This is a genomic window from Arthrospiribacter ruber, assembly GCF_019343195.1.
In the GTDB taxonomy this organism is placed as follows: domain Bacteria; phylum Bacteroidota; class Bacteroidia; order Cytophagales; family Cyclobacteriaceae; genus Arthrospiribacter; species Arthrospiribacter ruber.
The window spans coordinates 587,337-608,228 of the sequence record NZ_RPHB01000002.1; the positions used below are offsets into that span (position 1 = coordinate 587,337).

Genomic DNA, 20,892 nt, shown 5'->3' on the forward strand with positions numbered 1-20,892 from the left:
GGCTTTGTGGCTAAAAATGCCACGAAGGCTCTAAGACACAAAGTTTCACTGATTACAAACCAAATAAAATTCGGTAATTTTTTAAAGCTTTGACTTATGAGACAGCCTCTTTTCTATTTTTAGCAGATATTTTATTGAAAAGATACTTTTAATAATCCATCCCCTCCTCTTCTTCAGAAAGCTCATATTTGAGTGTCCTACCTTTTTCTACTGCCGGCAAACCTTCCGTCATCCACAATGGCGCCGGGGCTCCTTTTAAGTAATGGTCAAAAAACTGTGAAAGCCTTATAGATAAATCCTTCCTGTTTTTCCTTAATCTTAAATTATGATCTTCCCCGTTGTACTGCAACAGCCAAGCTGGCTTATTAAGCCTTTTCAATGCCATAAACATCTCTATTCCCTGATACCAGGGCACAGCTCCATCTTCGTCATTGTGCATGATCAGTACAGGAGTTTCTACCCTGTCCATATAAAACAAAGGTGAGTTTTGGAGGTAATACATGGGCTTTTCCCAGAGAGTTCCCCCAATACGGGATTGTGTCTGCTCGTACTGGAACATCCTACTCATACCTGTTCCCCAACGGATCCCTCCATAAGCAGATGTCATGTTCACCACAGGTGCACCAGCACCAGCTGCCTTGAACATATTGGTCCTTGTAATCAGATGAGCTACTTGGTAACCTCCCCAACTTTGTCCCTGAATGGCCATATTTTTGGCATCAACAAATCCTTTGCTTACTACATATTGTACACCGGGAATGATGCAATTGAAGGCACTTGGCCCTGGAAGTCCCAGTTCGTATTTGATGTCCGGTACAAATACCAGATAATCATTGCTCACAAAAAACGGGATATTAATAATTGAAGCACTCGGTACGGGTGGCCTATAAATGTGTAGGCCATCTGAGTTTCTTTCATAAAAATACACCATCATCGGGTACTTTTTATTCTTATCGAAATTCTCAGGCTTATACAGCAAACCTTGCAAAGGGGTACCATCATTGGCCATGTAATCAATCAGCTCTACTGATCCCCACTTAATTCTTGCCTGTTGAGGATTCAGCTCCGACACTTTAGCCAGGTTTTGGAAGCTTAAGTCCGTTAGGTAGATGTCCGGATTTTCTTTGAACGTGGACCTCCTGACGATCACTTTATCGGCATTCTTGGCTTTGGCAAATCCAAAATACCTATGGTCTGAAAAAAGCAACTCTCTTGGCAAAGACGCCTCCTGATGGCTGGCAGTAAAGAAACCATCCTTTTTCTTCAATTCATGAAATCCACTTAACATCATGGCTTTCTCTGGGTCGATTGCTTCCTCTTCTGAGTCAGTTTTTTGCCTTCTGAAGACAATATTACCTTTTCTACCTTCACCCGAAGTCAGGTTCACAGGGGCCATAGTCCCAGTCGGATCTACTTTCCAAATATCATATTTGTCATAGACCAAAAAACCAGCATCCCCCTTAAGCCATCCAGCTGATCCATAACTTGAAGGCATGGACGGTGAATCATGTTGTTCATTGTAAAAATTCACCCCTATATTTTTCGTGAGGTTTTTGGTCTTTCTCGTCGCAACATCAAATGTTACCCAAGAACTATCTTTGTAAGAATACCAATACACAAATTTACCTTCAGGAGAAAGCTGTGGATTTCCCACCAGATTCTCTTTCATCATATACCTGTGTCCATTTTCCAGATTTACTATATAAATGTCTTTGCCTATCTGAATATCCCAACTGTAGTTTCTCCTATATGGCCTGTCATCTGTTCCTATTGCTATTTTATTTTTGGCATTTCTGTCCACACTGATTTCGGGGACTTTCTCATCTCCTAACTGCATCACATTTCCATTACGCAGGTCATAAGCGGCCAAATACGTCCTGTTTTCCTCTCTAGACTTGTTTCTCAACTGCATAGGCTGGATTTCAGCATCCTGCCATCCCCATATATCCAGGCTTACCCGGTCTTCGTCAAGAATAGTAGTATCCTCCTCATATGCAAATGTCCTGTAATCAGGAGCAGTTCCGAAAAACAAACGCGTCTCGTCCTTGGAAAAGAAGATCCTCCCGTTTTTGGAAATCATCCCTTCTATTGCCTCATGATTATTGCTGAGGAGTTTTCTGTTAGTTTCCTTTTCTGTATCATAAAGGTACAGATCGTAGTAAGGTTTTTTGGACTTGGCTGAATCTTCTGTAGTCAGGTAAGCCAGGTATTTATTATTGGAAGAAAAAGAAGGTGACAGGTAATCGGTTTTTTGAACATCAATGATTTTGGACACCCCGGTCTTGAGATTGAGTAAAAAGATTCCGGTGTTTTTGAGGGTATCTTCCTGCGCTTTGACATAAAAAAAATAATCCCCATTTTCAGAGAATCCGTATGTCTTTACTCTGCTGTATTCAAATTTTTTTGATCCTTCAAAGTTCCTTACCAACAACTTTGTCCCATCAGATTTTTTAGGCTTCTCTTTCTGATCACTTTCAGTTTTGGAAGAATCGCTCTCAGCTTTTGCCGCAGCTTGTACATGACCCTCTTTTTCAAAATGTATGGCCAACCACTCCCCCTTTTTCTTTGGCTGGGCGAAGGATTTGACCCTGGCAAATTTCTCTATTTTACCATTTTCAAGATTGTAGATAAAAAGGCTGTCTTTGGGCATATCGTCCGGTTTGGTCTTTTTCAGCTTAAGTAACCTTACTGAATCTGACTGCGGCACGATCTTGCCTGCTGCAAACCTACCATCATGGGAGAAGATCCAATTGCTACCTCTTGGAACAGTATATTTGTTGCTGGTATTGGAAGTGGACACCATTTCAAGCTTGCTATCTCCGTCCTGAGGATTGACTTCATAGCCTATCCAATTGCCGTTTTTGGAGATTTTTTCAGCTCCTATAGACTGCCAGGCATCATAATCATCATGTGTCAGCGACCGCTTTTGCTGAGCAAATACCGACAGTGATAGGGTAAATAATGAAAGAAAAAGAAAATGCTTTAAACTTAATAATCTCATATTGGGGTGTTCTATTTTCCGAAAACTAACAAATCTCATACTGCCAAGCAGGCAGATTTATTTCAATGGAGTGAATTTTGTTTTAGCCAAAAAAACAAAAAGCCACATAAAAGAGAGATAATCCCCCTTTTATGTGGCTAAAATTAAAGTAAATGCTTTTATCGACTTAGAGTAATCTCTTTTTCGACATATCCACCTCTGGTAGACAATAGCTTCACTTTTCCTTTTACCGGTTGGTCATGGTTGACTTTCACCTTGAATACAGACTCTTTGGATTCGCCTGCTTCTGTATAGCCTGCATAGATGGTTTTGTCATAGAGTTCCGGAGTTACGATTTGAACTTTTGCGTTTTCAAAGCCTTTCATCAGCTCTTTATCAAACTCCAACATCAACCTGTCCTCCTGCACTATTTTGACCCTTTTTGCTTGATCCAGAGCCACAGGCAGCTTGCCTGAATTGCTCCACTTTACTTTGATTTCATACTCATCCCCTGACCTGCTCACTTGTACATCATTGATTTCGATCTGAGGAAGATCCATGGCCATTGCCAGATTAAACAGAGACTGTTTTTTTATCCAGCCTTCCAACTGCCATGGTGGACCATTCTGAGAGAAAAACTTGGGATGAAACCCGCCTATCTCTACTTCACCTAATTGGGGATGATCAAATTTCTCCCAAGGTTTGAATCCTCTGGAGCCATTTTCTTCATCGTCCCACATGAGTGCATCGTAATCATCCAAAATCCCGTCTCCATCATAATCTTTCATCGCGCCATTGTTCCAAAGCTCATCTCCATACCAGACTGCACCATAATAGAAATACCCAAAATCAGGACCATGGCCAAAAAGCGGATTAGGCTTCAAAGGATCACCTGTCAACCTGTTGACTTTCCATCTGGTGGAATAAGTTTCGTATACATCTCCCGCCCAAGGGTACCCTGTAATACTCATCCCCAAGCTGTCATAGTATTCATATATCTTCCTATCTTTCTCAAACATGGACTCTTCCGAAGAGGAGGTTGAAGGCGGTCTGAGGTGCATTGGCACCCTAGTATCCAAAGAGTTGACCACCGAAATATTAGGATGGGACAATAGCCAGAGGACAGTTGACCTTGTTTCGATCTCGCTCAGCGGATACTCTCCGGCACCAAATTGGGTATAGCCTCTCCCTGTTTTATCTCCACGGCTTCCCGGTCTCCAATTTTCAGGATAGTTTCTGTGAAGGTCAAGCCCACCTATACCGTCTTCGTTGAACTTTCCATCTCCATCATTGTCAATTCCTTCTGTGTACATCAAGTATTCTCCTTGGCCGTCAAACACCCTTTTCATCAACCTCCCGGAAGGATCCCTAGGATCAAGAACATAATTCGCTTCAGCTTTTTCTTCCTCAGTGACAGCTTTTTTACGCATCATGTGAATGATACCATCCCCATTGAGGTCTTCTTCCGGATCCTCATCGAAAAGACCATCACCATCCACATCATAAGGACGGACTGTACTTCTGTTTCTTTGTTCTGAAAAGAGGTACATATTACTTCCATCAGGATTGTTCTGAGGTCTGACATATATGGTCTTGGTATCTATAAGCTTGGTGATTTCAGGATCCTTGCCATAGTTTTCAAGCAGGTGCTGGGTCAGCCACAATACCGCCTCACTCGCTGTCACCTCTCCACCATGTCTTCCCCCTTCAAAGTATGCAGCAGGCTTATCCGTGTGCTTGCCTGTCTTTTTGTTGGTAATGGTCATTTGTAGAATCGGCCTTCCTTCATAGGATTTGTCTACTTCATACAACTCTGTGATATCGGGATACTTTTCTGCCCAAAGCCTGTACCAGTGGTACATTACATCAGGTGTATGATAGATGTCAAAGGTCAGTTTTTCTCCTGGAGTGTACTCTACTTCAGGGAATTCATATTTTTTGAAAAAAGATTGACCATGTCTTTCACCTGACACTGTATAAAATTTGGCATCTTTGTCCTGTTCTGGCCACTTTTTCTCATTAAGGACTTTCTCCTGTGCCATACCCCATCCGGGCATCATCAGGAAAACACCCAAATAAAGATGTAAACTTCGTTTCATAGATATATAGTTTAGTTTGTGTTTTGCGTTCCAGTAAACTGCACATGAACACTATGGAAATCACATCAAAGGTCCGATCCTTGTGTAGGATTTTGATCCAAATAGAGCTTCTAAGTATGCAATTAGGCTTGGAATAAATGTAAAACGCTTCAAAACATCTTCCTAACCGCTCAAAAAAAAAATCCCCAACAATTGATGTTGGAGATTTCAATTTATAAAACACTCTTTGAAATTACTTTTTGATAATAAGCAGAAACTCTGCTGCATCGTAGTTATCAAAACCGGGAACAGGCATAGGTCGGGGAATTTGTCGTAGAACATATCCCATTCTCTCAACCAGACCCTTATCGGCATCTTTGTTGAGCACCTTGTAACCTGAAATCTTACCTTTTGGGTTCACATTCAATACCACCCTCAACTCCTCTACTTCCGCACTTTTTTTGGTCCTGAAAATAAATGAAGAATAACTGTCTATGATTTCACTGGTATGTTCCGGAAATTCCCAGGCTGCCCCGTATATCTCGGAAGTAGTACTTAAAAAAGTAATATCGGAAATTGGACTTTCCACAACATCTAGATCGCTGTCGAATCGAAAATCCAATACAATCGATGAAAACGATGAAAGTGTGAAGAGCATCACAAGAAAAAGAGCCAAAAGGGAAAGTTTTTTCATTGCGCCAGTGATAATAACACAATAATACATAATTAAATATTTCAAACACAATTTTTTGCATTTAAAATTTAAATAGGCAGAAAATAAAAAAGTCTTGCCAAAAGCAAGACCCTTTTCAGAATATAAACCCAAATATAACTTTAGAGATTAAAAGTTCGACTTCAAAGTACTTGAAAATAAACGTTTTAATAAATAAACAGACAAATATATTTTTAATTATTAAATATTCAAAATAATATATAAGCCTTCAAGTACGACCTCAAAATAAATAGATTCATGTCACTTTTACAAATTGAAAAATATATTTTGGTATTTTTTAAGTATTTTATAATTTGACGGCAGTATTATTAACATAGATTCAAAACAACCTCTTTAAAATGGACAAAATTTTAGATATTGATAATGTAGATCTCAAGATCATCTCCCTATTAAATGACGATGCCAAAACCCCATACACTGAAATCGCCAAAAAGGTATTTGTTTCTTCCGGTACAGTACACGTCCGAATGCGAAAGTTGGAGGACATGGGAATTGTGAAAAGTGCCACTTTGAATATTGACTTTTCCAAATTGGGCTATGATATCTCAGCTTTTTTGGGAATCTATCTGGAAAAAAGCTCCCTTTATGATACCGTAATAGAAAAACTAAAGCAGATTACAGAAGTCATCAATGCCTATTATACTACAGGTAACTATAGCATTTTTGCCAAAATCATCTGTAAAGACACCAACCACCTCAGGACTGTTCTGGATAAAATCCAAAAAGTAGAAGGAATTGACAGAACAGAAACATTGATCGTTTTGGAAGAAAGTATCAACAGACCAATACAGTTTTTTGATAAATAACATGATTTTTGTCATTTGATATCTAAGCCGATTATAGTAAATAAAACAATTTAGATTAAATCTAAATAAATAAATTTACAGATTATTCTTTCATTAAATTGTATTTATCCAGTATTGGCAAATCTTATCGATTTGCCAATATTTTTTCATAACATTTTATTTTTCAATTATTTATTGATTTTTTCAATCACATTGAGTAATATTTTACTGCCCTATCGAACAATTATTTTTTCTATAATGTTGTATCTTCGCACTGCAAACTATAATTAGTCTAAATAACTCACCGCATGAGCAAAGACAATCAAATTTTAGAAGAATTTACTTCCAAGGAGTACGAACATGGCTGGTCGGTCAATTATGAAGCCGATGAAGCCCCTATAGGACTCAATGAAGATATCATCAAATGGATCTCAGCCAAAAAAGAAGAACCGCAATGGCTTCTCGATTGGAGACTGAAGGCTTTCAGACATTGGCAGGAAATGACCGAGCCTGAATGGGCCAATGTGACCTATCCAAAAATTGATCTTCAGGCACTGAGGTATTACTCTGCGCCTAAACAAGCCAAAAAACCTAAAAGTCTCGACGAGATCGACCCTGAACTGTTACAGATTTATGAAAGGCTTGGAATATCCTTGAATGAACAAAAAAGACTTCAAGGTATCGCTGTGGATGCCGTTCTTGACTCAGTATCTGTGGGCACTACTTTTAAAGAGACCCTTTCCAAGCTTGGAATAATTTTTTGCTCGTTCAGTGAAGCTGTACAGGAGCACCCTGAGTTGGTAAAAAAATATTTGGGCTCTGTAGTACCTATGACTGATAATTATTATGCAGCCTTAAACTCTGCTGTATTCTCAGATGGTTCTTTTTGTTATATACCATCAGGTGTTCGATGCCCGATGGAATTATCCACCTATTTCAGGATCAATGCTGCCAACACCGGTCAGTTTGAAAGAACTTTGATAGTAGCTGAAGATGATTCTTATGTTTCGTACCTTGAGGGTTGCACAGCTCCTCAAAGAGATGAAAATCAGCTTCATGCTGCCGTAGTGGAAATCTATGCCGCCAAGAATGCAGAAGTTAAATATTCCACCGTCCAAAACTGGTTCCCTGGAGACAAGGAAGGCAAAGGCGGTATATATAATTTTGTAACCAAAAGAGGAATATGTGCCGGAGACAACTCCAAAATCTCTTGGACTCAGGTAGAAACAGGTTCTGCGGTGACCTGGAAATACCCTTCCTGTATTCTTAAAGGTGACAACTCCGTTGGTGAATTCTACTCTGTAGCAGTCACCAATAATTACCAACAGGCAGATACCGGCACCAAGATGATCCACATTGGTAAGAATACCAAATCAAGGATTGTATCTAAAGGTATATCTGCAGGGAAATCCCAAAACTCTTACAGAGGACAGGTTCAGGTAATGAAAAGGGCAACAAATGCCAGGAATTTTTCCCAATGTGACTCCTTATTAATGGGAGACAAATGCGGTGCACACACTTTCCCGTACATCGATATCCAAAATTCTACCGCCATGGTAGAGCATGAGGCTACAACTTCAAAAATCGGTGAAGACCAGCTGTTTTACTGTAATCAAAGAGGAATCAGCACAGAAGATGCGGTGGCCTTGATTGTAAACGGGTATGCGAAAGAAGTCTTAAATCAGCTTCCAATGGAATTTGCAGTGGAAGCCCAAAAATTACTTGCCCTGACCTTGGAAGGCTCCGTCGGGTAAATTTTAAAATAGTATTAATTGAATCAATCTGAATTTACGATATGTTAACGATAAAGAACTTACACGCTTCTATAGAAGGTAATCCTATACTTAAAGGCATCAACCTTGAAGTAAAAGCTGGAGAAGTCCATGCCATTATGGGTCCAAATGGATCAGGAAAGTCTACTTTGGCTTCAGTTCTTGCAGGCAGAGAAGAATACGAAATCACTGAAGGTGAAGTACTCTTCAAAAATAAAGACCTCCTTGACCTAGCCCCGGAAGACCGTGCACGTGAAGGTGTATTTTTGGCATTTCAGTATCCGGTAGAAATCCCAGGCGTATCTACTACCAATTTCCTGAGAACTGCGGTAAATCAGGTGAGGGAATATAGAGGACAAGAGCCTCTTGATGCCGTAAAATTCCTTTCTGTGATGAAAGAAAAAATGAAACTGGTAGAAATCGACCAGAAATTACTGAGCAGATCACTGAATGAGGGTTTCTCAGGCGGTGAAAAGAAAAGGAATGAGATTTTTCAAATGGCCATGCTGGAGCCTACTCTTTCTATCTTGGATGAAACGGACTCAGGATTGGACATTGATGCTTTGAGGATTGTTTCCAATGGGGTAAATAAGCTCAAGTCAGCAGAAACAGCCACAATCGTGGTAACACATTATCAAAGACTGTTGGAATACATTGTTCCGGATTTTGTCCATGTACTTTACAATGGAAGGATCGTCAAATCCGGAACCAAGGAGCTGGCACTTGAGCTTGAAGAGAAAGGATATGATTGGATCAAAGAAGAAGCTAACGCTGCTTCTGTTTAATCATTATTCCTCCAAAACCTTCTAAATAAAATTTCAATGGCATCAGCTACGCAAATAGATCACCTAGAATTACTTTTGGGACAGGACAGCTCGTCCAGTTTCCCGGAAATGGCTTCTTCTGCAAGAGAACAGGCCTTGGCTGCAGGTCTGCCCGCAGTCAAAGAAGAAGAGTATAAGTTTACAGCAATACAGAGAAAAATAGAAAAATCAATCTCAGATTTTGGAAGGGCAAAAGTACTGGAACTGACACCAGAACAGGTTGCCGCAGCACTTCCTGAAGGGTTTGACGGAGATTATATCGTGTTCAACAATGGCATCCCTGAACTGAACCTTTCCTCATTTGGACAGGAAGGGTATACAGCCACACTGCTATCTGGGAGCAGACCTGAAAAATTAGGAAAAGTTGCCAAAAATGAGAAGGACGTCTTCACCGCAATTAATACCGCATCTTTTATCGATGGACTTCATATTGAGGTGGCCAAAAACCAGCAAATAGAAAAACCCATCCACTTCTTATTTTTCAATCAAAGCAACTCCGGTCAGGTGATCAATAGCAGGATTCTGATCGAAGTAGAAGCAAATGCCGAAATTTCTTTTCTTGAAAATACGGTATCGGTAAATGACGAAAGTTATTTCTTAAATCAGGTAACTGAGGTAATTGCTGCCCCAAATTCAAAGTCCAGCTATAGCCGACTTCAAAATGAAAGCAATCAGGCCATTACTGTAAATAATTTCGAAACAGATATTCACAGAGATGCTGTATTTACCAGTAATGTCATCTCATTGGGTGGAGACATGGTGAGAAATAACCTGACGCTCAACCTGCTTGATTCAGGCTGTGAGGGGAACATGTACGGACTTTATCTGCTCAACGGAAAAACCCACGTGGACAACCATACCAATGTAGATCATACAAAACCTCATGCAGAATCCAATGAGCTTTACAAAGGAATTCTTGCTGACAGCTCAAGAGGCGTTTTCAACGGGAAGATTTTTGTAAGGCAAGATGCCCAAAAAACCAATGCCTTTCAGCAGAACAACAATATCCTCTTGTCAGAAGACGCCACCATCAACACCAAGCCTCAATTGGAAATTTGGGCTGATGATGTAAAATGCTCTCATGGATGCACTACAGGACAGTTGGACGAGGAAGCGTTGTTTTACCTTCAGGCCAGAGGTTTGGGCAAAGACCAGGCAAAAGGCTTAATGCTCTATGCATTTGCCGGCGAAGTATTGGAACATATTCCGGATGAAGCCTTTAGAAACCATGCGGATGCTTTGGTAAAGGAACGCCTGGGCACCAAAATTTAAAAACCTATGTCTTTCAATATTGAGGAAATACGCAAGCTTTTCCCAGTGCTTCATCAAGAAGTAAATGGAAAACCCTTGGTGTATTTCGATAATGCCGCTACTACCCAGAAGCCTATATCGGTAATTGAGGCACTGAGCAACTATTACGAAACAGACAACTCAAATATCCACCGTGGTGCACATACCTTGGCGGACAGGGCAACGCGGTATTTTGAAAATACCAGAAAAATCCTGAAGGATTTTGTCAATGCCAGAGAAGAGGAAGAAATCATTTTCACCAAAGGAACCACGGAAAGCATCAATTTGGTAGCCTCTACTTTTGGCAGAAAATACATAAAGGCCGGAGATGAGATCATCATCTCCACCTTAGAACACCATTCCAATATCGTTCCCTGGCAGATGCTGTGTGAGGAAAAAGGAGCTACACTCAAAGTAATCCCGATCAGTGATATTGGGGAAATAGACTTGGAAGCTTATGCCAATTTGTTGAGTGATAAAACCAAATTGGTAAGCATAGTCCATGTGTCCAATGCTTTGGGAACGATCAATCCTGTCAAACAAGTGATTCATCTTGCTCATGAAAAAGGCGCAAAAGTCCTTTTGGACGGTGCTCAATCCACCAGCCATTTGGATGTAGACGTGCAGGAGCTTGATTGTGATTTCCTGGCTTTTTCAGCGCATAAGTTATATGGTCCAACAGGATTGGGAGTATTGTACGGCAAAAGAGAAGTTTTGGAGAGCATGCCCCCCTATCAGGGAGGCGGCGAGATGATCAAAGAGGTCACCTTTGCCAAAACTACCTACAATGAGATCCCTTTCAAATTTGAAGCAGGGACACCAAACATTGCCGATGTGATTGCTTTTGGAAAAGCAATTGACTTTATCCAATCTGTGGGTAAAGATCGGATCAAAGCTCACGAAGACGAATTACTGGGCTATGCTTCTAAGACATTTTCCGAAATCAAAGGATTTGAACCTGTTGGTACAGCTAAAGAGAAAGTCAGTGTAATTTCCTTCAATATCAGAGGCATGCACCCATTTGATGTAGGCATGATGCTGGATGCTAACGGTATTGCGGTAAGGACGGGGCATCATTGTACCCAGCCCCTCATGAAGAGATTTGGCATTGAGGGAACTGTCAGAGCTTCCTTTTCTGTTTACAATACCAAATCCGAAATAGACCAAATGGCCACATCTTTGGCCAAAATAGCTAAAATCAAAAACAAATGAGCAGCATCCAGGATGTGCAAGAGGAGATAATCGGGGAGTTTGAAATCCTCGGTGATGACAAGGAATCAACCATATACTATATCATGGAACTGGGCAATAACCTGCCTGAATTCCCTGAAGAAGAGCGTGTAGATGCCAACATCATTAAAGGTTGCCAATCCAAAGTATGGTTGACCGCAAGGTTGGAAGATGAAAAGGTGGTCTTTTTTGCCGATTCCAATACCGACATCACCAAGGGATTGATCAGCCTGTTGATCAGGGTATTGTCCGGAAGAAATTCCCAAGAAATCCTAAATGCTGAACTGGAATTTATTGATAAGATCGGAATGGGAAATATCATCGGTTCGCAAAGGTCCAACGGACTTGCAGCCATGATCAAACAAATGAAGTTATACGCTTTGGCTTTTCAAGCCAAACAAAATGTCTGAAACGCATGTCAGAAAATACAGAGAATGTAAAGGAAATTCCTCAGCAGGAACTCAAGGAAAAAGTCATCAACGCCATCAAACAGGTGTATGACCCTGAGATTCCCGTGGATGTATATGAGCTGGGACTGATATATGAGATCAGTATCTACCCGGTAAACAATGTCTTCATCCTGATGACACTGACATCGCCTAATTGCCCTTCGGCTGAGTTTATTCCTTCAGAAGTAAAAGATAAAATACAGCAAATTCAGGGGATCAACCATGTGGAGCTGGAACTTACCTTCGACCCTCCGTACTCGCAAGACATGATGTCAGAGGCCGCCAAACTGGAATTAGGTTTTCTATAAGCAAAAATTAAACTAAGATAGATATGTACCCAGAAGAATTGATAGCACCAATGCGTGCAGAATTGACCGATGTAGGTTTTCAGGAATTCAGAACAGGTGAAGAAGTAGAAGGTCACCTAAAAGATCACAAGGGGACTACCTTTATCGTGATCAACTCAGTATGTGGCTGTGCAGCAGGTGCCGCAAGGCCCGGAGTAAGGTATGCTTTGGACAGAAGTGATGTCAAACCAGATGTGTTGGCCACTGTTTTTGCAGGCAATGACAGGGATGCTGTAGATATAGTAAGAAAACACCACCTGCCCTACCCTCCATCCTCTCCAGCCATGGCAATGTTCAAAGATGGAGAGCTGGTTCATTTTGTGGAAAGACACCACATTGAAGGCAGAAACGCCCAAATGATAGGCGAACACCTTGTTGAAGTATTTCAACATTTCTGTAAATAGAAAATGCCCTTCGGGGCTTTTTTATTGCTAAAAAAATATAGCAACCCCTACCCCCAACAGCGAAATTTTATTCGGGAAAATGGGTTGTAACTGTTATGGGCTTCCATGTAAAAAGCGGTTATCTTTTCCAATAAATGAAAAAACTGCAAGAAACAGGGATTACCTTTTTTTATACATTTGTACCAATCATGGTGCAACTGAAATAATAAATGCTATAAAAAACGCCTGTTTTTACTAACTTAAGCCCTTTAATTACAGTTACACATTTTAAAACAATAAACTGACAAACAAATAATATACTTATGGCCGAAATAGCTAAGTTATCATACGGAGGAAAGGAATACGAACTCCCGATTATTGAAGGAACTGAAAATGAAAAGGCAATTGATATCGCCAAACTCAGAGGTCAATCCGGCTTAATCACCATTGATCCGGGATTCAAAAATACAGGTTCCACCACCAGCTCAATCACTTTTTTGGATGGAGAGCAAGGAATTTTGAGATACAGAGGCTATAGAATTGAAGATCTTGCAGAAAAATCTTCCTTCCTAGAAGTTGCATTTTTATTGATTTACGGACATTTGCCCACTCAGGCAGAATACCAAAAATTCACCAGGGATATCACCACCCATACTTTGGTGCATGAAGACATCAAAAAAATATTGGACGGATTCCCATCCAACTCCCACCCAATGGGAGTGCTTTCTTCTTTGATCTGTTCATTGACGGCTTTTTATCCAGAGTCACTTGACCCCACCAGAAATGAAGAAGCAGTAAACCTGAGTATCATCAGGCTATTGGCCAAAATGCCAACCTTTGCGGCTTGGGCATACAAAAACGAAGTCGGTCATCCGGTAAATTACCCTGACAATAGCTTGGACTATTGCTCCAACTTCCTGAAGATGATGTTTGCTCTTCCTGCCGAAAGGTATGATGTAGACCCTGTGGTATCTAAAGCATTGGACCAATTGCTTATCCTTCATGCAGATCATGAGCAAAACTGCTCCACTTCCACAGTAAGGGTAGTAGGCTCTTCTCAGGCAAGCATCTACGCATCTATCTCTGCCGGTATCAATGCATTGTGGGGACCTCTTCATGGCGGTGCCAATCAAGCTGTAATCGAAATGCTTGAAGCTATAAAAGCTGATGGTGGCGATACAAAAAAATTCCTCAACAAAGCCAAAGACAAAAACGATTCCTTTAGATTGATGGGTTTTGGACATAGGGTTTACAAAAACTTCGATCCAAGAGCAAAAATCATCAAAAAAGCAGCTGATGATGTTTTGGCCAAATTAGGTGTAAATGACCCAGTATTGGACATTGCAAAAGAACTGGAGCATGCCGCATTGAATGATCAGTACTTTGTAGACAGAAAACTTTACCCTAACGTAGATTTCTACTCAGGAATCATCTACAGAGCTTTGGGAATACCTACAGACATGTTTACCGTGTTGTTTGCCATGGGTAGACTTCCGGGATGGATAGCACAGTGGAAAGAAATGAGAGAAAACGGTGAACCTATCGGAAGACCTAGACAGGTTTACACCGGTGAAACCGAAAGAGACTATGTTTCTATGAATAAAAGAGGTTGATCCTCCTTATTCTGAAAACAAGAAAGCCTTCTGATAATCAGGAGGCTTTTTTTATTCGTCAAAAAACAAACACAAATTCTAAAATCCCGTGTTCTTGTAATATATTTGGAAACTCAAATTCAAAAATAAGTTTACCTATGCAAGCAAATACTTTAGAAGAAGCTGTAAGCCTGACCAAAAAATTTACTTCCAAGCCGAGTAACGACGAACTTTTAAAAATCTATAGCCTATACAAGCAAGCCACAGATGGAGACAATGAAGAAGAAAGGCCTACTGGCTTTGATTTTGTAGCTGCCGCCAAATACAATGCATGGCTGTCTCTTAAGGGAAAATCAAAGCAGGAAGCCGAAGCGGAATACGTATCTTTGGTCAATAAACTGTCAGAAAAATACATTTGACAGAATTATTTTACAGTTCTGCACTTAAAAGTTGTGAATTATTCTAAATACTTTCTGAATAAAGTTGGTATTCAAAATAATTTATCATACCTTTGTACCCGAATTAATTATAGAACATTTTTCATACCGTGGGTTTCCTTACTGTCGCTTGATCTGGGATACTTCTAGGAAATCATGGTTTGAAGAAGTAAGGAAACATTTCATGGAACAAGAATTATTATTCTCAGACCTTGGGATTTCAGCCGAAATCCTAAAGGCCGTGGAGGAGATGGGCTATACCCACCCTTCAACTATTCAATCACAATCCATCCCTTTCATGTTGGAAGGCAAAGATGTCATCGGGCAGGCACAGACCGGTACCGGAAAGACAGCTGCTTTTGGCATACCGATCATCGACAATGTAGATCCAGCAATCAACAAGCCACAGGCTTTGATATTGTGTCCTACTAGAGAGTTGGCCGTTCAGGTAGAAGGAGAGATTGTAAAATTATCAAAATTTAAAAGAGGCATATCTTCTACCTGTATTTACGGTGGAGAGGCGATTGATCGTCAGATCAGAAGCTTGAGAAAAGGTGTGCAAATCGTAGTAGGAACTCCTGGAAGGGTTATGGATCACATAGACAGGGGTACACTCAAATTAGACATGGTTCGCATCATCGTATTGGATGAGGCAGACGAAATGCTCGATATGGGCTTTAGAGAGGATATCGAAAGTATCCTTAGTGACTGCCCTGACGAAAGACAGACTGTCTTCTTCTCTGCTACCATGCCAAAGCCAATATTGGATCTGACCAAAAAATATCAGGACAATCCTGAAATTGTTAGGGTTTTGAGAAAAGAACTTACTGTAGAAAACATCTCTCAGGTATACTACGAAGTAAAATCACCATTGAAAATGGAATTGATGGCAAGGTTGATGAACCTTAACCAATTCTCTCTAAGTGTAGTATTCTGTAACACCAAAAGAGTGACAGACGAAGTTACCGAAGAATTGATCGCAAGAGGTATAGGTGCAGAAGCCCTTCACGGGGACCTTTCTCAGGCACAGCGTACCAAAGTAATGAACAAGTTCCGTAAAGGACATGTCTCTGTACTAGTAGCTACAGATGTGGCTGCAAGAGGCATAGACGTGGACAATGTGGAAGCTGTATTCAACTATGACTTGCCTTTGGACGAAGAAAATTACGTCCATAGAATCGGTAGAACCGGTAGAGCTGGCAAATCAGGTACTGCTATCAATTTTATCACTGGAAGAAAAGATATGTTCAGATTGAGGGACATTGAGAAGTTTATCAAGACTTCCATTGCCAAAATGGCACCTCCTTCCGTGTCGGATTTGATAGAGCTTAAGAAGCAACAACTTGTGAAAGATGTATACACCCAATTGAGCAAAGAAGATGATAACAGTTTCTATGAAGAAACTATTGGTCAGATGCTTGCTGAAGGTCTTAGCATGGAACAGGTAATCCTTGGACTTACCAAAATCCAAATGGCTGATGCAGTCACAGAAATGCAGGATCAAAACTTTGACCTGGATCTAAGCAGAGACAGAGACAGAGGTGCAAGAGGAAGAGATAGAGACAACGACAGAAGAGGTAGAGACAGAGATAGAGGCGATAGAGGCGGTAGATTCGAAAGAGGTGGCCGAAGTGAAAGAGGAGAGAGAAGCGATAGAGGAGATAGAAGAAGATCTACCCGTGAAAAAGGTGTAAGAGAACCTGGAATGGCAAGATTGTTCCTCAACCTTGGTAAGAAAGACAGGATCCGTCCAAATGATATCGTAGGTGCTATTGCCGGTGAAACAGGCGTACCTGGAAAAAACATCGGAGGCATTGACATCTTTGACAACTTCTCATTCGTGGATGTACCTCAAAAAGATGCTGATCACGTGATCAACATGATGAGAAACAACACCATCAAAGGAAAGTCCGTCAATATGGAAATCTCCAAAGGATAAGCATTCATAATTAAGGTTAGTAGTTTATAAAAGGTTAGTGGTTGAAAAGCGTAGTCCCTCAGGGATTACGCTTTTTTTTATTTTTTAAGCAGCAAAATGAACCATTATGACTTTAATCATTTTTAATAGATTTGAAGGATGTTATTTTTAGAAAAACTAAAAAACTATGCAGCTTTTCTTTCATGAAAATATACAAGAGCCCTCTTTTCACTTGGATACAGAGGAGTCAAAGCACCTGATCAAAGTATTGCGCAGGCAACAAGGTGACAAGGTCAATTTCACGGACGGCAAAGGCTGTCTGTTTGAATGCACCATCATTGATGCCAACCCCCAAAAAGCCGTTCTTCAAGTCACACAACGGCTCTACACACCCGATGATGACTACTACATCCACTTGGCCATCAGTCCCACCAAAAATTCTGAAAGGATGGAGTGGATGGTCGAAAAACTGACTGAAATCGGTGTTCATGAAATCACTTTTATGGAGTCCGAATACTCAGAAAGAAGCAAGCTCAAACTGGACAGACTTCAAAAAAAGGTCATAGCAGCCTGTAAACAAAGTCTCAAGACCAGAGTTCCTAAGATAAACCCGGTTACTCCCATGGAGGATCTGGTCAAAGACAAAAAATTCGATTCTTATCAGAGGTTTATCGCCTATGTAGACAAAGAAAATGACCAGCACCTGTTCGAAAAAATAGAAAAGGACCGGGCTTACATTATTCTCATAGGTCCGGAGGGAGACTTTTCCCAGCAGGAATTGCAATTGGCATTTGACTTTATGTTTCACCCTTGTTCTCTGGGCAAAAGCAGGCTCAGATCCGAAACCGCAGGAGTCGCAGCAGTACATACCGTCCAACTTAAAAACAACCTAACCAACTTATGAAAAAAGCATATTTGATTTTATTCTCCGCCTTACTGACATTTTCCTGCAGTCAGGAAGAAAAGTCTTCCGCCGTAGGACCAGATGGTTGGCTCGAAGGTACCAATGAAGAAAAACTGGATGAAGTAGCCCATCAACTGGGAGGCTTTAGCAGAACCATGGTGGAAGTTTCCTACAGGTACTCCGAACTCTATTGGGCCGGAATGGACGAAAACTGGGATTATGCTGACCATCAGGTAGAGCATATTATTGAAGCGATGGAGGATGGGCTTAAAAGAAGACCCTCTAGAAAAGCCTCTTCTGAATCATTTATGGAAGAGACCCTACCCATGATGGAAGATATCATCCAAAAGAAGGATAAGGAAGAATTTATCAAAGGGTTTCAAATGCTCACCTCTGCCTGTAATGCCTGCCATGCCAAAGAAGGAGAATCATTTATCATGATACAGACTCCCGAAAACAGGACCTCTCCGGTAAGATTCTGAAATAAATAGACTTGAATGCTTCATTTGAAAAAGTGAAGCATTTATTTTTATAGCCCCTATTAACATCAGTACCTATACCCTATCAGGATGGAAAGTCAAGAAAAGACAGAAGTGGACGAAGAAAAAGAAATAGAAACAGGATTATCTATCAAACTGACAACTGATGAAGACGACGAAAGGCCTGTATACCTTGCCGGAAATTTCAATGATTGGCTCACCCAGGACAGAAGATATCAATTGATCAGACAAGAGGAGGGAAAATATACCTACCATTTCTCCCCCGAAGCGGATCTGCCGCATCCTTTGGTCTACAAATTCACCAAAGGCGACTGGTCTGAGGTAGAAATAGACCGATACGGCAACAAAACACCCAATAGAACCACCGAGCTCAAATCCGGAATCCAAGAAGAACATGTACCCAAATGGAGAAAAAACTGGCTGCCATATAGGCCTAGTCAGCTCCCTAAAGTACATCTCATTTCCGAAGAATTTGAAATCCCCCAACTCAATAAAACCCGAAAAATCTGGGCCTTACTTCCACACGATTACGAAACCTCAGAGGAACATTACCCAGTACTCTACCTTCAGGATGCCCAAAACCTCTTCAATGAAAACTCTCCTTTTGGCAATTGGCAGATTGACAAAAAGCTGGCTGTGATGTCTGACTATGGAATCGGAAAAATCATCATCATAGCCATAGAACATGGTGAAAAAGAAAGGGTTCTGGAGTACAATTTCGGAAAAACCATGCTTGGACAGGGGCAGGGAAAAAAATACATCAGGTTTGTTACGGATACCTTAAAGCCCTTTGTAGACAAAAATTTCAGAACCAAACCCGAAAGAGATCATACAGGAATTGGCGGAAGCTCTATGGGCGGTCTTGTCAGTATTTTCTCAGGATTGATTTACCCGGAAGTCTATGGCAAGCTGATGATTTTCTCTCCATCTCTCTGGGTCATCCCCAAAATCAAGTTTTCTTTCCTCGATTTTTTCGAACCTATGGCAACCAAAATCTATCTTTATGCTGGAGGTGATGAAAGCGAAACCATGGTAAGACATGTCAAGAAATTCAAAAAAAGACTGCTCAAAAGGGAAAACATCAGGGAAAAAATGAAAGTCAAACTCAGCATCAATGAGGACGGGAAGCACAGCGAGACTTATTGGTCTGACGAATTCCCAAAAGCGATTGAATGGCTGTTTTTCTCTGATAAAGAAGGTGATTTATAGTGCATTTTTCCATTACTCTAACCATTTTAAAAAATGAAAATCCAAGTCAATAATTCCAAAAAAGTTATAAAAGGCCTCGCCATTATTCCTTACTTCGAAAATGAGAACGGCATCCAACTGCCTGAAGCTTTTGGGGCTGAGGCTGTCAGTCCTTTGATTTTTTCCGGAAAAAAAGACAGCACCCTCCTACTTTCTTCTGCAGATAAAAAAACAGCCCTTTATCTCATCGGCTTGGGCAAAGACCCTGATTACAAGACAGTCAATACAGCCTTCAGGCGTATAAGTGCGAAAAAAGCCGAGCTCTTCGAAAGTGAGGTCCATCTCCTTTTTGGGGCAGAAATGGATGCAGCATGGATTGAAGCAGCCATTACTGGTTTGTTGCTGGGTACGTACAGGCTTTCCCATTTCAAATCGGAAGCACAAAAAGACTGGAGCAAAACAAGCCTTTTTATCCAAAGCACACTTCCCAACACAGAAGAAACGGTCAGCAGAGCAGAGAAAATTGCCAATGCCCAAATGGAGACCTTCCGCCTGGTGGATTTGCCTCCGAACACCGCTACTCCGGAGTATCTGGGCAATTGGGCAAAAGAGAGCGGCAAAAAGCACGGCTTCACTGTCAAAATTTTAGACCGTAAAAAAGCCCAAAAAGAAAAGCTGGATGCCTTCCTTGCCGTCAGCCAAGGAGCCGTAAAAGAGCCCCAATTTATCATAATGACCTATAGGCCAAAAACTGCCTCCAAACATGTTGGTTTGGTGGGCAAAGGAGTGACTTTCGATACCGGAGGACTGAACATCAAAACCCAGGGAATGGTGCACATGAAGTGTGACATGGGTGGTGCAGCGGCCGTATTGGGAGCCATGCAGCTGATCGCTGACATGCAGCTGCCTGTAAAAGTGACAGCTATTGTACCCTGTGTGGAAAATGCCGTGGACAATCAATCCTACCTTCCTTCAGATGTGATAGGAAGCTACAGTGGCAAAACCATCGAAGTGATAGATACAGATGCCGAGGGCAGGTTGATCCTGGCCGATGGGCTGAGTTATCTGGTCAAAAACTACAAACCGGATACCGTCATTGACATTGCTACACTGACAGGAAGTACGGTGGGCACATTTGGTTATGAATGTGCGGCTCTTTTCACCAATGACGAGCAGCTTTCCAAAAACTTGCAGTTTGAAGGAGAAAAAATCGCTGAAAGGGTGTGGCCACTTCCTTTGTGGAATGTGTACAAATCCGAAATGGATAGCGAAATCGCAGATATCAAAAACTTCCACGGAAAACCTTACGCAGGAGCCATTACGGCAGCAAAATTCCTTGAAGTATTCACCGAAGACCATCCCTCTTGGGCCCATATAGACATCGCAGGAACAGCTTTTGGGGATTCAGAATTTGCAAAAACCAAACACGCCACAGCATTTGGTGTGCATTTATTGTTTAAATTGTTAGAAAATCATTGAGTT

Annotated in this window: 18 protein-coding genes; 15 read left to right on the top strand and 3 right to left on the bottom strand. The window is 41.1% G+C overall.

Annotated features, from left to right (window positions below; all coding sequences use genetic code 11):
- Window positions 1-148: 148 nt before the first annotated feature.
- The 3 genes from EGN73_RS05455 to EGN73_RS05465 all read right to left on the bottom strand — a co-directional run bounded on the left by EGN73_RS05455 (window position 149) and on the right by EGN73_RS05465 (window position 5,752).
- Window positions 149-3,001 (bottom strand): S9 family peptidase, encoded by a 2,853-nt coding sequence (locus EGN73_RS05455; RefSeq protein WP_219287505.1) that lies wholly within the window; start codon window positions 2,999-3,001, stop codon window positions 149-151.
- Window positions 3,002-3,159: 158 nt separating this feature from the next.
- The gene (locus tag EGN73_RS05460; protein ID WP_219287506.1) at window positions 3,160-5,079 is read right to left on the bottom strand and encodes a M14 family metallopeptidase; all 1,920 of its coding nucleotides are present in this window, start codon (window positions 5,077-5,079) and stop codon (window positions 3,160-3,162) included.
- A 232-nt stretch (window positions 5,080-5,311) separates the two neighbouring features.
- Window positions 5,312-5,752 carry a hypothetical protein gene (locus EGN73_RS05465; protein WP_219287507.1) on the bottom strand — a complete coding sequence of 147 codons (441 nt, stop codon included), beginning with the start codon at window positions 5,750-5,752 and terminating at the stop codon, window positions 5,312-5,314.
- Between the two features lie 377 nt (window positions 5,753-6,129).
- On the opposite strand from EGN73_RS05465, the gene EGN73_RS05470 reads away from it, so the two are divergent.
- The 15 genes from EGN73_RS05470 (at window position 6,130) to EGN73_RS05540 (ending at window position 20,889) form a co-directional block, all read left to right on the top strand.
- Complete coding sequence (locus EGN73_RS05470) at window positions 6,130-6,597, top strand: Lrp/AsnC ligand binding domain-containing protein (RefSeq protein WP_219287508.1); 468 nt, start codon at window positions 6,130-6,132, stop codon at window positions 6,595-6,597.
- Window positions 6,598-6,884: 287 nt separating this feature from the next.
- Entirely contained in the window at window positions 6,885-8,330 is a 1,446-nt protein-coding gene (gene sufB / locus EGN73_RS05475; protein WP_219287509.1) for a Fe-S cluster assembly protein SufB, read from the top strand.
- 41 nt (window positions 8,331-8,371) lie between these two features.
- Window positions 8,372-9,133, top strand: coding sequence for a Fe-S cluster assembly ATPase SufC (gene sufC, locus EGN73_RS05480; RefSeq protein ID WP_219287510.1), 762 nt, complete (start codon window positions 8,372-8,374; stop codon window positions 9,131-9,133).
- Window positions 9,134-9,169: 36 nt separating this feature from the next.
- Window positions 9,170-10,444, top strand: coding sequence for a Fe-S cluster assembly protein SufD (sufD, locus tag EGN73_RS05485; RefSeq protein ID WP_219287512.1), 1,275 nt, complete (start codon window positions 9,170-9,172; stop codon window positions 10,442-10,444).
- A gap of 6 nt (window positions 10,445-10,450) precedes the next feature.
- Entirely contained in the window at window positions 10,451-11,674 is a 1,224-nt protein-coding gene (locus EGN73_RS05490) for a cysteine desulfurase (protein ID WP_219287513.1), read from the top strand.
- Window positions 11,671-12,102 carry a SufE family protein gene (locus tag EGN73_RS05495; RefSeq protein ID WP_219287514.1) on the top strand — a complete coding sequence of 144 codons (432 nt, stop codon included), beginning with the start codon at window positions 11,671-11,673 and terminating at the stop codon, window positions 12,100-12,102. Before EGN73_RS05490 ends, EGN73_RS05495 begins: the two co-directional genes overlap by 4 nt.
- A gap of 5 nt (window positions 12,103-12,107) precedes the next feature.
- Window positions 12,108-12,449, top strand: a complete 342-nt coding sequence (locus EGN73_RS05500) for a DUF59 domain-containing protein (RefSeq protein ID WP_219287515.1) — start codon at window positions 12,108-12,110, stop codon at window positions 12,447-12,449.
- A gap of 23 nt (window positions 12,450-12,472) precedes the next feature.
- Entirely contained in the window at window positions 12,473-12,892 is a 420-nt protein-coding gene (locus EGN73_RS05505) for a BrxA/BrxB family bacilliredoxin (RefSeq protein WP_219287517.1), read from the top strand.
- A 302-nt stretch (window positions 12,893-13,194) separates the two neighbouring features.
- The gene (locus tag EGN73_RS05510) at window positions 13,195-14,484 is read left to right on the top strand and encodes a citrate synthase (protein WP_219287519.1); all 1,290 of its coding nucleotides are present in this window, start codon (window positions 13,195-13,197) and stop codon (window positions 14,482-14,484) included.
- 137 nt (window positions 14,485-14,621) lie between these two features.
- Window positions 14,622-14,882: an acyl-CoA-binding protein gene (locus EGN73_RS05515; protein ID WP_219287520.1), complete on the top strand. Its 261-nt coding sequence runs from the start codon at window positions 14,622-14,624 to the stop codon at window positions 14,880-14,882.
- Window positions 14,883-15,084: 202 nt separating this feature from the next.
- Window positions 15,085-16,839: a DEAD/DEAH box helicase gene (locus tag EGN73_RS05520; RefSeq protein WP_219287522.1), complete on the top strand. Its 1,755-nt coding sequence runs from the start codon at window positions 15,085-15,087 to the stop codon at window positions 16,837-16,839.
- 166 nt (window positions 16,840-17,005) lie between these two features.
- On the top strand, window positions 17,006-17,722 hold the full coding sequence (locus tag EGN73_RS05525; RefSeq protein WP_219287524.1) for a 16S rRNA (uracil(1498)-N(3))-methyltransferase: 717 nt from the start codon (window positions 17,006-17,008) through the stop codon (window positions 17,720-17,722).
- On the top strand, window positions 17,719-18,204 hold the full coding sequence (locus EGN73_RS05530) for a hypothetical protein (RefSeq protein ID WP_219287526.1): 486 nt from the start codon (window positions 17,719-17,721) through the stop codon (window positions 18,202-18,204). The genes EGN73_RS05525 and EGN73_RS05530 overlap by 4 nt, the downstream gene beginning before the upstream one ends.
- Window positions 18,205-18,291: 87 nt before the next feature.
- Entirely contained in the window at window positions 18,292-19,431 is a 1,140-nt protein-coding gene (locus tag EGN73_RS05535) for an alpha/beta hydrolase (protein ID WP_219287527.1), read from the top strand.
- A 33-nt stretch (window positions 19,432-19,464) separates the two neighbouring features.
- A complete protein-coding gene (locus tag EGN73_RS05540) occupies window positions 19,465-20,889 on the top strand; it encodes a leucyl aminopeptidase family protein (RefSeq protein ID WP_219287528.1) in 1,425 nt (474 codons plus the stop codon).
- Window positions 20,890-20,892 lie beyond the last annotated feature (3 nt).